Source organism: Candidatus Dadabacteria bacterium (assembly GCA_026708565.1).
Classification (GTDB): Bacteria; Desulfobacterota_D; UBA1144; order Nemesobacterales; family Mycalebacteriaceae; genus Mycalebacterium.
The window spans coordinates 39,245-52,236 of sequence record JAPOUR010000032.1 but is presented as its reverse complement, the minus strand read 5'-3'; the positions used below and the strand labels follow the sequence as shown (position 1 = coordinate 52,236).

General features: G+C 53.5%; 10 protein-coding genes. 7 read left to right on the top strand and 3 right to left on the bottom strand.

The window, feature by feature from the left end:
- Positions 1-38: 38 nt before the first annotated feature.
- Positions 39-1,736 (top strand): PHP domain-containing protein, encoded by a 1,698-nt coding sequence (locus OXF42_04070; GenBank protein ID MCY4047270.1) that lies wholly within the window; start codon positions 39-41, stop codon positions 1,734-1,736.
- Positions 1,715-3,787, top strand: coding sequence for an NAD-dependent DNA ligase LigA (gene ligA, locus OXF42_04065; GenBank protein MCY4047269.1), 2,073 nt, complete (start codon positions 1,715-1,717; stop codon positions 3,785-3,787). The genes OXF42_04070 and ligA overlap by 22 nt, the downstream gene beginning before the upstream one ends.
- Here the strand turns inward: ligA and OXF42_04060 are convergent.
- The gene (locus OXF42_04060; GenBank protein ID MCY4047268.1) at positions 3,784-5,118 is read right to left on the bottom strand and encodes a M23 family metallopeptidase; all 1,335 of its coding nucleotides are present in this window, start codon (positions 5,116-5,118) and stop codon (positions 3,784-3,786) included. The two genes, ligA and OXF42_04060, sit on opposite strands and share 4 nt — an antisense overlap.
- 91 nt (positions 5,119-5,209) lie before the next feature.
- Between OXF42_04060 and OXF42_04055 the strand changes: the two genes are divergently transcribed.
- Positions 5,210-8,617, top strand: coding sequence for a translocation/assembly module TamB domain-containing protein (locus OXF42_04055; protein ID MCY4047267.1), 3,408 nt, complete (start codon positions 5,210-5,212; stop codon positions 8,615-8,617).
- Positions 8,618-8,625: 8 nt separating this feature from the next.
- On the opposite strand, the gene OXF42_04050 is transcribed toward OXF42_04055, so the two are convergent.
- Positions 8,626-9,483 (bottom strand): phosphatidate cytidylyltransferase, encoded by an 858-nt coding sequence (locus tag OXF42_04050; GenBank protein MCY4047266.1) that lies wholly within the window; start codon positions 9,481-9,483, stop codon positions 8,626-8,628.
- 13 nt (positions 9,484-9,496) lie between these two features.
- Positions 9,497-10,342 carry a deoxyribonuclease IV gene (locus OXF42_04045; GenBank protein MCY4047265.1) on the bottom strand — a complete coding sequence of 282 codons (846 nt, stop codon included), beginning with the start codon at positions 10,340-10,342 and terminating at the stop codon, positions 9,497-9,499.
- A 73-nt stretch (positions 10,343-10,415) separates the two neighbouring features.
- On the opposite strand from OXF42_04045, the gene OXF42_04040 reads away from it, so the two are divergent.
- The 4 genes from OXF42_04040 (at position 10,416) to OXF42_04025 (ending at position 12,972) form a co-directional block, all read left to right on the top strand.
- The gene (locus OXF42_04040) at positions 10,416-10,976 is read left to right on the top strand and encodes an arginine decarboxylase, pyruvoyl-dependent (GenBank protein ID MCY4047264.1); all 561 of its coding nucleotides are present in this window, start codon (positions 10,416-10,418) and stop codon (positions 10,974-10,976) included.
- 2 nt (positions 10,977-10,978) lie between these two features.
- Positions 10,979-11,176, top strand: a complete 198-nt coding sequence (locus OXF42_04035) for a hypothetical protein (protein MCY4047263.1) — start codon at positions 10,979-10,981, stop codon at positions 11,174-11,176.
- 208 nt (positions 11,177-11,384) lie between these two features.
- The gene (locus OXF42_04030) at positions 11,385-12,155 is read left to right on the top strand and encodes a hypothetical protein (GenBank protein MCY4047262.1); all 771 of its coding nucleotides are present in this window, start codon (positions 11,385-11,387) and stop codon (positions 12,153-12,155) included.
- Positions 12,148-12,972, top strand: a complete 825-nt coding sequence (locus OXF42_04025) for a DUF5677 domain-containing protein (GenBank protein ID MCY4047261.1) — start codon at positions 12,148-12,150, stop codon at positions 12,970-12,972. Before OXF42_04030 ends, OXF42_04025 begins: the two co-directional genes overlap by 8 nt.
- The last annotated feature ends 20 nt before the right edge of the window (positions 12,973-12,992 follow it).

Below are 12,992 nucleotides of genomic sequence, written 5' to 3'. Positions count from 1 at the left end.
CCGCATAGAGTATACTCCACCCTGAGAGTGTTTCCATTATGGGCGCGAACTGCCGGGTTGCAAAACTTTTTTCCGAGATAGCGTCTCTGCTTGAGATTGCGGATGACAATGTTTTCAAGATACGCGCCTACAGGCGGGCGGCGGACTTGATTGGCTCGCTGCCGACCGGTCTTGATGAAATGTCCGCCGGGGAGGTTGCCGCAGTCAAGGGCATTGGCAAGGAGATGTCGGCAAAAATTGCCGAGTTTCTTGAGACGGGAGAGATGGAGTATCACGGGCGGCTGCTGTCCGGCGCGGGCGGCGCTGCCCTTGAGATGCTGAGCCTCAGGGGGATGGGCCCCAAAACGGTTCGCCTCTTTCTGAATGCGGGAATAACTTCCATTGACGAACTTGAAAAACGGCTTGCGGAGCCGGGGTCGGTAAAGGGGGTGGGAGAGAAGAAAGCCCTCGCCGTGCTGGACGCGATAAGTTTTTATAAGAGCAATGTTTCCGTTCACAGGCTGGACAAGGCGTTTGCCGCCGCATCTGCCCTGCGCGCCGGGCTTTCGGCAATGGAGGGGGCGTCGGAGGTTTGCGAGACGGGCGGCTTGAGAAGGATGACCGAGACAGTTTCTGAAATTGAGATGCTTGTTTCCTTCGGCTCCGGCGCGCGGCTTGACCGGCGGCTTTTTCTGAAAAACCTCTCCCTGTTGCCAATAGTGAAAAATGTCGCGGAAGACAGCGCGGACAAGGATGCCGTAAAGGCGCTTGTGGAGACTTCCTTAACCCCGATAAAGACCTTCGTTTACGGCTCGCCTCCCGCGAGTTTCGCCTTTAATCTGGCGCGGCTGACCGGCTCGCCCGCGCACTGGGAAAAACTGTGTTCGGTGTCCGGCGGCCCCCCTTCCGCCGGGCGCGGGGGCGAGGAAAGTATTTATTCATCCTCCGGCCTTGCGTTTATCCCTCCCGAACTCAGGGAGGACACGGGGGAGATTGAAGCGGCGAAGAGCGGCAACCTTCCGCGCCTTGTTGAGGCGGCGGACATCCGGGGCGACCTTCACACCCACACGGACTGGAGCGACGGCAGAGACTCCGTCCGGGCAATGGCGGGCGCGGCGCGTGAAATGGGATACCAATACATCGCGCTTACCGACCACTCGCCCTCTTCAGTCGTGGCAAACGGGCTTGACACCGGGCGGCTTGCGCGCAAAGCGGAGGAGGTTCGCGCCGCCAATTCCGAAACCGGGGATTTGGAAATTCTCATGGGAGCGGAGGTTGACATAAAGCCGGACGGCACTCTTGACTACCCCGATGATATTCTGAGAGAACTGGATTTTGTGGTCGCGTCCGTTCACGGCTCTTTTTCTCAGAGTTCAGGCGAGATGACAAAAAGAATTATCCGCGCCCTTGAAAACCCTTTTGTTCATGCCCTCGGCCACCCCACCGCAAGGATAATAGGCAGGCGTCCGCCGTGCGAGATGGACATTGCCATGATTGCGGACGCAGCCCTGCAAAACGGAAAGGCGCTTGAGATAAACGCCTCCAGCCACAGGCTTGACTTGAAAGACAGCCATGCGCGCCTCGCCGTTGAGAAAGGGGTTAAACTGATAATCTCAACGGACGCCCACGGCGTCGGGCAGTTGGGGGAGATGGGTTATGGCGTGGCGGTCGGCAGGCGCGGCTGGGCGCGCGCGGCGGATGTTCTCAACACCCTTGCGCTACCGGACCTGCTCCGGTGGCTGCGGACGCGCGGATGAAAAACATGGAGCGGATTTCAAAAGAAAAAGCCCGCAAAGAAATTAGCGGTATAAAAGAAGAAATAAAGAGGCACAACCATCTTTATTACAATCTGGAAAGCCCTGAAATTTCAGATGCGGAATATGACCGGTTGCTGAAGCGGCTAACGGATATTGAAGAGGCGCACCCCGACCTTGTTACTCCGGACTCCCCTTCCCGGAAAGTCGGCGCGCCGCCGGACAAGTCCGGATTTCGTCCCGTGCGGCATTTGGAGAAGATGCTCAGCATTGACAACATTTCCGTTACCGGCGCGGACGAAGATGACCGCCCGAAGCAGGCGCTTGCGTTTGACGAAAGGGTTTTCAAGGGCGCGGGAGGGGAGGAGGAAAAGCGGGCGTATATTGTTCAGCCGAAATTTGACGGTGTTTCCGCCTCAATTTTGTATGAACGGGGAGACCTTGTCCGGGCGGCCACACGGGGGGACGGCTCGGTCGGCGAGGAAATTACAAGCAATATTCTCACGATGAAGACGATTCCGAAAAAACTTTCCTCACGCTCCGGCGCGCCCGTCCCCGATGTTGTTGAGGTGCGCGGCGAGGTGATGATACTTACGGAAGATTTCAGGATGCTTAATGAGGACATACTGGAGACAGACGGCAAGCCGTTTGCCAATCCGCGCAATGCGGCGTCCGGATCTTTAAGGCAGATAGACCCAAGCGTTACCGCTTCGCGCCCCCTGAAGTTTTTCGCGTGGGGGGTGGGAAGTGTTTCGGGCGTGGATTTGCCGGACGAGACGGCGGTTCAAAAATGTCTGAAGGGCTGGGGTTTTGAGACGGGGAGAGACCCTGTGTTGTGCGAAGGCATTGAGGAGGCGGTCAAAGTCTGCGAGGGTCTTGAGGGTGAAAGGGAGAAATTGCCTTATGATCTGGACGGGGCTGTCATAAGGGTCAATGACAGGAATGCGCAAAAGGCGCTCGGAGCCACGGCGAAGCATCCCCGCTGGTGTGTTGCCTACAAGTTCAAGTCCCGCCATGCGGAGACAAAGGTTGCGGGAGTAACTTTTCAGGTGGGGAGAACCGGAACACTCACACCCGTGGCAAATCTTGAACCGGTAAATATAGGGGGTGTTGTGGTCAGGCGGGCGTCTTTGCACAATGCGGATTTTGTCAGGGAAAAAGACATACGCGAGGGCGACACGGTTGTTGTCAAACGGGCGGGGGATGTGATTCCCAATGTTGTGGAGGTGGCGGGCAAAAGCAAAAACCGCCGGGGCGGGCCGTTGCCGTTTCCCGAAACATGCCCTTCGTGCGGGGGGGCGGTTATTGAGGAAAGCCCGGGCATTGTATGTTCAAATCCGTCATGTCCGGAGCGGCTCAAGCAGAGCGTTTTTTATCTTTGTTCCCGAGGGGTTTTCAACATAAAGCGTCTTGGGTCGCGCACCATATCAACCCTGGTTGATGAGGGAATGGTCAAGGATATTGCGGATGTTTTTTCATTAACAAAAGAGGATTTTCTCAATCTTGAAGGGTTTGCTGAAAAATCCTCCACCGAGGTTGCAAAGGAGATAAGTGAGAGAAAAACGGTTTCTCTTGCGGTGTTTATTCAAGCCCTGTGCATAAGGCATGTGGGCAGGCAAACGGCGGAAATACTTGCCCGCCGTTTTGCGTCATTGGACGGGTTTTTTGCGGCGGATGAGGAATCTCTTTCCGATGTTCACGGCATAGGCGGGGAGATAGCCCGCGAAATTGTGGGGTTCACGGGAAGTGAAAGAGGCGTTGCGCTTAAAGACAAGATGAAACATCTGGGGGTGGAAGTGGTCATTCCGGATGACTCTTCGCACAAACCGGAGGTGGCGGGGAAGATCTTTGTTGTTACGGGGACTTTGTGGGAAGACCGCGAGACGGTTCATGAGTTAATAAGAAACGCCGGGGGCATTGCCGCTTCGGCGGTTTCTTCAAAAACCGACTTTCTGGTTGAAGGGGAGAAAGCGGGGGCGGGGAAGAGGAAGAAGGCGGAGAAGTTGAAGGTGAAGGTTATTTCGGGGGAGGAGTTGAGGGGGATGCTGGTCTAATTTTCCCGCCCCGCCCCCGTAGCCCTGCGGGCGTCATCAATATTTTCCGTAATTCTCGTCTTAACCCAGAAGGGGTCCCACCACTGTTTCGGCGATACGGGAACGCCTCCAATATACATACCGAAGTGCAAATGGTCGCCAAACGCAAGGCCGGTGGCTCCCGTTGTGCCGATTATATCGTTTTTGGCAACCGTGTCTCCCCGGTGCGCGCTCATTGAACTCAAGTGGGCGTAAAGCGTGGCAACTCCCATGCCGTGGTCTACTATTATGGTGTTTCCGTAAATACCGAGGTCATCCGCGAAAACCACCACCCCGTTGTTGGAGGCGCGGACGGGATTCCGCCTTTGCGAAGCCAGGTCGTAACCCAGATGGAACTGCGTATCCAGACTCTCTCCGTTAAATACATAGTCCCTCTTTTGAAATCCCGCCTGCAACTCGCCCACGGGTCTGAGGAACGCGCCCTCCCACATTATCTTTTCCGCCGTGCGGGAGAGAACTCTTTCAACCTTCTTCCCGTTCACAAGCCGTATTCTGTTGTTGACAACAAGGAAAATTTCCTTGAGAGACATTCCTTCCGAAGCGCTTATCAACGGCAGCATCTTCATCTTGATGAACTTGTCCGTTATCTCAATCCTCGTATCCTCAATGGGATTTCTCTCAAGACTGTAACTGACGGGAAGTTTTCTATGATTCCCTATGGGGTCAACCGCCGTAACGAGAACGGTCTCGCCCTCATCCACCTCATGCGGGTAGGAGAAAAATGATATGCGCACATCCTTGTCGGAAAAGCCCGCGCCCGGAGCGGCTTTGTGCCCCTTGAAGAACCTGTCTCCAATCCGCACGCCGCTTTCCACCGCATCGGGCGAAACCTTGTAAATGATGACTCCGGAGCCCGCATGAAGAATCCTGTTCTCCGTGGCCGATATGACCGTTATTTTCGGCGGAGAAAGGTCCGCCACTATCTTTCTGGTTTTGGTTGTCTCCCCGCCGGAACCGAGACCTCCGCCGTAAACTTCCGCCGTTGCCCTTATCTCCGCCGGGCCGTCCTCAATTCCGGCAAACGGGTTGAGGGATATGTCAACCGTGTCATCCTTGACGCCTTCGGGGTATTGCTTGGTCTCCAGAAGGATGGTGCTGTATTCGCCCACATAGGAGACGGTTATATTCTTGAGCCCTTCGCCCGCGCTTGAAAACCGCACGGTGAACGGCTGGGTCCCTACTGTTGTTTCAGAGTCAATGGAGAACACAATCTCCGGGCCTCTTGAGCATGACCGCAGGGACACCGCCGCAAGAAGGGCTACAACTACTGTCAGAAGGATTTTTTTTCTCATTCGGAGGAGTTCAATTCCGAGAATTTGAAATTATACTACAACCGGCGGCGATTGTTGTAAAGTATGACAACGCCGCGTGGAAATTTTGCCTTTGAACTATTTGAAGAAATCACTGTTGCCCGGAGCCGCCGCCCTGCTGTTCTTTGCGTTCTCCGCCTCCGCGCAACAGGCGCAGCCGGAAGATGCGGGACGGCTTGGAGACGCGATTGAGAGCCGCATCCGGCGGTCGCTTCCACCGGAATTTGATGTCTCTGTCCCCGCCGTCAAAGCGGTTTCCGGAGGGTTTGAGATTAGCGGGGCGTCCGTTTCCCGCAGGGGCGAAACGGTTGCGAGCGCAAACTCGGTTTTTATCGGTTACAAGTCCGCCCTTTCCGTTTTGCTCGGAGGCCCGCTCTCTTCGGCGGAGATTGGGATAGAAGGGCTCAGGGCGGCTCTCCCGCCGCCCGGCGGGGACGGCGGCGCGCCTTCAGGCTCCGCCTCTCTCCCGTCCGTTCCGGCAATCGGCATTCCCCGGCTCAAGGTTACGGATTCGCTTCTTCTGTTTCGGGGCAGGGAAATCGCAATCCACAATGCGCGCGTCTCGTTTGCTCCGGACGAAAAGTCTCTGAAAGTGAGCCTTGCGGACGGGAGAGTGTCGCTCCCCGATATGAATGTTTCCGTCAGCGACCTTGCCCTTCACGTTTTGCTTGCGCCGGGCGGGCCGGAGGTTTTGACCGGCGCGGAGGGCAACGGAGTGATTGAGACTCAAAGGGGAACCGCTCGCGCGGAGTTTGATGTTTCGGCCCCCGGCGCTCCGGACTCCCCGTGGGAGGGAAGCGTCTCCGTTTCCGACGCCGTTTTGTGGGGGCGCAAAAGCGGCCTGTCTCTCAGTTCGGTCACGCTTGAGAAGGACGGGGAGTTGTCAATCCTCGGAAATGTTTTTATGGGCGGGATAAGTTCCAATGTCAGGATGAAGGTTGAAGCGCCCGGCGCGTCTTCCGCTTCAAAAAGAGAGTTTGAGTTTGTGGCGGACGTGTTCAAAAGAGAACTCCCCGCCGGGGGAATAAAGTTCACGGGCTCGCTGAGAAGAGAGGACGGAGCCTTTGTCATCTCCGGCAATGTGCCCAAAAACTACCGCAACGCGCTTGACCTGTTCGGAGTAAAAAGCATTGAGTCGTATTTTCTGCTCGCCCTGAAAGGAGGGGAGATTGACCCGGGCAGATTTATGATTAAATCCCGCAACTTTCTCGTTGAGGCCGAAGCCCGCTCCCACAAGGGCGACATTACCGCGCAATACAAGGTTGAGGCCGATGATGTTTTCTACCTCTCGGATATGACCAGAGCGCTCAACCTTTACGAAATGACCGGCTCCGTTAAATCGGAGGGGGTCTTTGAAAAATTGCGCGGCGGGGAAATGTCCGTTTCGGGAAGCGCGGAGGCCGGAGATTTTTCCTTTTCCCTCAGGGGGAAGAAATTAGGGCTTGAAGAGGGAAAATTTGATTTTCATATTCCGCTTCCGCTCCGCGCGGCCATTGCGGACAAGGTGTTTCTGGAATCGTCCGTGCGTGAGTTTTCCTACGGCGACACGGTTGCCGGGAAAGCCGGGCTCAAACTTGCGGAGGGCAAAGCGGTTGCGAAGGCGGAGTTTAAGGATTCCGCCGCTTTTGATATTGAGGGCGAGGTGTCTCCGGAAGGCGCGCGGGTGGACAAGTTTAAGGCAAAGGCTGGAGGTTTTTCCCTTGCGCTCTCACGCCCGTTTTCCGTCAAAGTGTCGGACGGCATGGTTGACGTGGAAGCGGCGGAGATGTTTGGCGACAAGTCCGTTTTGCGCTTTCAAGGCTCTTACGGAAACGGCGCGGAGCAGCCTGAAATCAAGGTTGTCGCAGATTTTTTAGGCGTCAGCACAAGGTTGTTTGAGCCGTTTTACCCTCCCCTTTTCGCGCACAGGGGGATAATTGACGGCAGCATTTCCGTTGACGGCGCGGCGCTCTGGCCCGCCGCCGATTTGAATATTCGCTACCGGGGCGCGTCGGGAGACGGCGCAAACCTGAGGGTTGTCCGCCGGGACTCTTCGGAGCGCATGTCATTCAACCTGCTTATTGACGGCGGGCGCGGCTTCCTTGACCTTTCCGGAGGGCTTTCTCCCGCCGCCGGTGAATCCCCCCGGCTCAATTGGCTTGTGCGCGGTCCCGCAATTTATGACCTGAATCTGAAGGCGGAAGATTTCACACTCAAACCTCTGGCTTTGCTGTCCGACAAGATTCGCAACCTTGACGGCGGTTTCAGCGGCAATTTGACGGTTTTCAAAGCCGCCGAGGGCATTGACATGAGAGGCAAAGTAAATTTTGACTCCGCAAGGGTGAAGGTCGGCGACTGGACGGAAGTGATGGAGGTGGAGTTTGGCGAACTGGAATTTGACGGCGGCTCAATACACTCTTCCCTCGGCATCCGGGACCCTTTCGGGACGGCTTTGCTGAACGGGACTTTCAAGACGGAAGATTTTTCCTACTCCGGCGAGGCCGCCCTTGACGGCATATTTCTGCACATTTCGCATTTGTATTCGGGCTTTCTGGGAACGCTTTTTGTTGATGGAAAAGGCAGAAACATACGCATCCGGGCGGAAGACCTGAAAACACGGAACGCCAATATCTGGCTCAGGAAAGAAGCAAATCTGGAGGTCGGCGGGCTGGTTTATGTTGACTCCCCCGACTCCGCTGACGGCGAAAAGTTTGCCGAGGGAAAAGATCTCGGGTTTTTCACCCAGACTTCGGATTTGGATTTCCGGTTGCGCATATCCGATGACACCCGTTTCCGGCTGGACAGGGTTAACTCCATTCTGTCGGGCGATTTGCGCATAATAATGCAACCCGGAAACGATTTCAGTTCGGTTGAAGGCGAGTTGAATGTCATCAGGGGCTCATACACATTGCTCGGCAAGCAGTTTGATATTGACCGCGGCTCCATATCACTTTCCGCGAGGGAGCATTTGATGCCGATTGTTGACATAAACGCCCTGTATGAGAGGACCGGTCTGTCAGTCAAGGCGGGCCTTCACGGCGAGGCGGACGCGCTCGGTTTGACCCTCTCAAGCGTTCCCGCGATGAAGGAGGATGAGATAATTCTCGCCCTGCTTACCAGAGGCAAAAACGACCGCGCCATTGACATAGCGGACGCGGTTGACGGGCGGCGGGAGAACGGCGGCTATTCGGCTTTCGGTTATGCCGCAGACCAGCTTTTTTCTTCACTGGTTGAAAGCAATCCGCTCGGCTTTGTGGATGTTTTCAGCATAACAAGAAGAGGCGGCGGGATACTTGAATCCGAAATAGAGGCGGGAACATATATCACCGACCGGCTTTACACCACCTACCAGAGGGTAAGCGAGACTCCCCTGCCCATATCAACCTCCTACAGAAGCAGGTTTGTCGCGCGCTATCTGCTGAGCGACCACTTCACTGTGGAAGGCGTGGCGGGCGGGCTTACACCGGGGGTTGATTTGATTTTTAACATAGATTTCCGTTAGCGGGGCGGCTAACGCAACAGCGCGGCGATTATGTAAAACGCCGGGAACACGAATATCATTCCGTCAAAGCGGTCAAAAACCCCGCCGTGTCCGGGCAGCATTGTGCCGGAGTCCTTGGCGTTGCAATTCCGCTTTATGGCGGACTCAATGAGGTCTCCGGTTACGGAAAGAACCCCGGCAAGCAACCCGCAAACAGACGCGAGCGCGATTGAAAAAGGCGAGCCGAAAACGGAGTTTACAAGAAGCGCCGTTCCCACGGACGCCGCCACTCCCGCCACGCCGCCCTCAACGGTTTTGCCCGGGCTTATGTTCGGCGCCAGTTTGGTTTTCCCCGCCCACTTGCCCGCAAAGTAGGCAGCCGAGTCATTCGCGGCTCCGCACAGAAACGCCATTGCCACAAGGAAAAAGCCCAACTCATTTTTCAACCACGCCCACACCGGCGGCCCCGCGCCTTCAAGCGGGTCGCCTATGTTTCTGAGGAGCACGGCGAAGCCCGTCATCATTGCAAGAAGTGTCAGCGCGACAAGAGACATTCCCGCCCGCCTCACATATTCCGATATGTCATCCGCGCCAAGCGCAAGGTGAACTGTAAGAACTCCCGTTACCGCCACATAAAAGACGATTAAAAAATACTGCTCTCCCAAATGGGCTCCCGCGAGCACAAGAGCCACTCCCGCCATAAGCGCCCCCTTGCCGGGGAGCAGTCCGCCGGGGGCAAGAAGCCGGTGAACCTCCCGTGTGGCGGCGATTGATATTGAGCCGATGAGAAGCAGAAAATACACCCCGCCCATGTAGGTCAAGGCGGTTATCAGGACAAACAGGACGGACGCCGTTGCTATTCTTGTGCCAATGTTGCCGTTTTTCATCCGCAGTATTCTACTATATGGAGCGACTTGTTTTCCGCCTGATATTTTTAAGTTTTTTCACATCAGCCGCGCTTCCGGACGGCGGCGTTTCCACGATGAAATCAACCTTGTCAAAAACTCCGGACGCCATGACGGTTTCAAATCCCTCCGTTCCTATCGTTCCGAGCCCGATGTGCTCATGGCGGTCTTTGCGTGAGCCCTTTTCAACCTTTGAATCGTTGCAGTGGACAAGCCCCACCCGTCCGGGCGAAAAGGTTGCTTTTATGGAGCGGACGGTTTCCTCAAACCCTTCCGGCGACCTCAGTTCGTAGCCCGCGCCGAACAGGTGCGCGGTGTCAAGACAGACGCCCGTGTCCGCGCCCGCCTTGTCAAGTATTCGCGCGATTTCTTCAAAGGCGCTTCCCAGTGTCGCCCCCTGCCCCGCCGAGTTTTCAATCAGAAGCCGGGCTTTTATTCCGCGCGCGGCGGCGGTTATCTCCCTCAGTGAGGCGGCCGCTTTTTCCGTTGCCTCCTTCCTGCCGCTTCCCGCCGCCGTTCCTATGTGGGTTACCACCGCCGCCGCGCCGACCGCCTCCGCTCTCTCAAGGTCCCGGGCGACCATGTCGACTGATTTCTTTCTGAGTTCGGGATTTGCCGATGCGAGGTTGATTATGTAGGGCGTGTGGACGTAGCAGTCCGCAAGCCCCAACCGCTTGCGTTCCGACCGGAACTTTTGCGCGGCGGATTTTTCAATCTCCGGCGGGTTTCCGCCCCGTGGAGACCGGGTGAATATCTGGAAGCATTCGCATCCGAAATCGGCGGCGCGGCGGGGCGCTTTCTCAATTCCCCCGCTGATTGACACGTGGCATCCTATCCGCATTTTCCCGCCTTATTGACAACAGACATCACCGCATATATATATCACGCGCCCGAAGAGAGGGGGGTGAGATTTTATGATTCCAACCACAGCTTTTGTTACAAAGGGAGTCGGAAAAAGCAAGGAAAAACTTGCCAGTTTTGAGATGGCGCTCAGGAACGCAAAGATAGCGCAGTTCAACCTTGTGAGGGTGTCCAGTATCTTTCCCCCCTACTGTAAGATAGTGCCCCGCTCAAAGGGCGCGAGACTGCTCTCTCCGGGGCAGATAGTTCATGTTGTCATGAGCGACAACGCCACCAATGAGCCGAACCGCTTGGTTGCGGCGTCCGCCGGTTTGGCGTTGCCGAATGAGAAGAGCAGGTTCGGCTACATATCGGAGCATCACAGTTTCGGGCAGAACAGGTCTCAGGCAGGTGAATATGCGGAAGACCTTGCCGCCTATATGCTTGCCACAACTCTGGGAGCGCCGTTCAACATGGAAAAGAGTTACGATGAGCAGAAAGATATATGGAAGATAAGCGGGCATGATGTGAAGACGCAGAATGTAACTCAGAGCGCCTTCGGCGATAAAAAGGGGCTGTGGACGACTGTCGTGGCGGCGGTGGTGTTTTGCTCTTATGTGCCGGTGGGGAATTGATTATGAAGAAAGTGGAGCGTACCTTGCGGTCTGTTGTTGAAGACGGTATTAACAAGACCATTTCGGATAAACAGTCCAAAAAACATTACAAGATGTCTCGCAATTTAACTGTGGGAAACCCCGGCGACCCGAACCCGTTTGAAAATCTTTCATGGGAGGACACTCGTGAAATGATTTATGAGGACTGGAGCCGGGTTTGATTGCCGTTGACACAAACCTGCTTGTTTACGCGCACAGGAATCTATTTCACCACCAGCCAACTCTATAGTGGTAATGGTGTGGCTTGTGTTTCACGTCTCAGAGTGAACAAGATATCTATAGGTAGACTTTTGTCAGAAGTGGAGTTTGAGGATAGTGGTATAAGATGGTATTGAAATGTAGTATTATAGACATTGCGAAGGTACTGAGATGGTAGTCAAAAGTCACAATGAACAGAAGAACAAAGGGAAGCAACAAAGACGAAAAGTTCTTGAAGGGCATAAGAGAATAGGGAAGCGGTTTATACCTCCAATAAAACAGATTCCTATGAAATCTGTAAGTTATGTAGATGATATGCTCCCAGAATTAGTGTGGATTGGACTTATAAATGAGAAAGTTGGCTATATTGAAGGGACTCGCATACTGGAAACAATCTTCATAGCGGTAAATGAAATAAAAAAAGATGACCAGCAGAGCAACTTTTCTCTTATATCTAGTTTTAGATGCCTGAGTACGAAACAGAAAATCAGATTAGTTGAATTGTTCAAGAAAAGTGAAATTCTGGATGTAATTCGAGATGCTATTGCGCCACTTGTGCTACTCTATGATGACTGCCCGCTAATCTTCATAGGGCCACCAAGCAATGTATTTTCAAGGGAAGAACTTGTTTTTCGTATCAAAGAATGTGTAGGAAAAACGGTTAATAAATACGAGACACCCGGTATTGTTTTACACGGTGCTATGCTCTTATTCCGCCTTGTGACAGGAACCACTCACTTTCCATCTGATATGGATTCGCCAGATTTCGATGCCGTTATCAATAAGCCCGGTAGCGAGGAAGCGGAACATGCTGCTGGGCTCTTACGAATAAATGGATTGGGCGAATTTGGAGTGCTTAATCTCGACAATACTTGGGCTAGATGTTTTTGGAACTGCGGTGTAGAGATTAGTCAATGTAGGTTTGGTGAGCAAAATGAGTGATAAAGTAGAGACTGACAAGAACGAATTACTGAATGATTTTATCGATGTATATGTAGAAATTGTTAGAGATGGTTTTGATGCTCGGTGGCAACAAGTCAAACCGGAGATTTATGATAAGCATATACATGAGAGTATCGGAGCTTTATTGTCTAGACAGGTTATTTTGACAACGGAGATGGCTTTCGCTCCGTCCACTTGGAATTCACACATTGCTCCGTTGTTTCTTCGATGCATGGTAGAAGCGTATATCACTATGGCATGGATACTGGAAGATCCAAAAAGTCGTAGTAAGCAGTATGTGGAGTATGGTATAGGTCAAGAAAAATTATACATAGAGTTCTTGGAAGAATCCATCAGTAAATGCACCGACCCTTCCGACTTAGATATGCTAGAAAGAACGATACAAGGAAAGAAGTCTTGGTTAAATAGTCAGTTGGCTGAATGGGCTACAGAAGTTAATGTAGGGTCATGGTCGGGTATGTCAGCAAGAGAAATGGCAAAAGAAATAGGTAGAGAGTCTACCTATAAATATGCCTATGTTCCACTTAGTGGAGCGGTACATAATATGTGGCAACATGTTGGAATGCATAATGTTAGACCGTGCACCAATCCTTTACACAAGGGGCATTTAGTGCCAATAGTGAGGTATAATCCTTTCATGGAGGCCGATTACATGCGCTTATCATCAAAGTATATGACAATGACATTTGTTTTGTTCGATGAAAAAATGGGGATTAAATGCAACATACAATTGCCAGAGGATTTCTTCTTTGAGCATGAACTTTTTTCGCCAAATAAAGATTTACCTACTAAGTGAGTCAATACATATCCAATTTG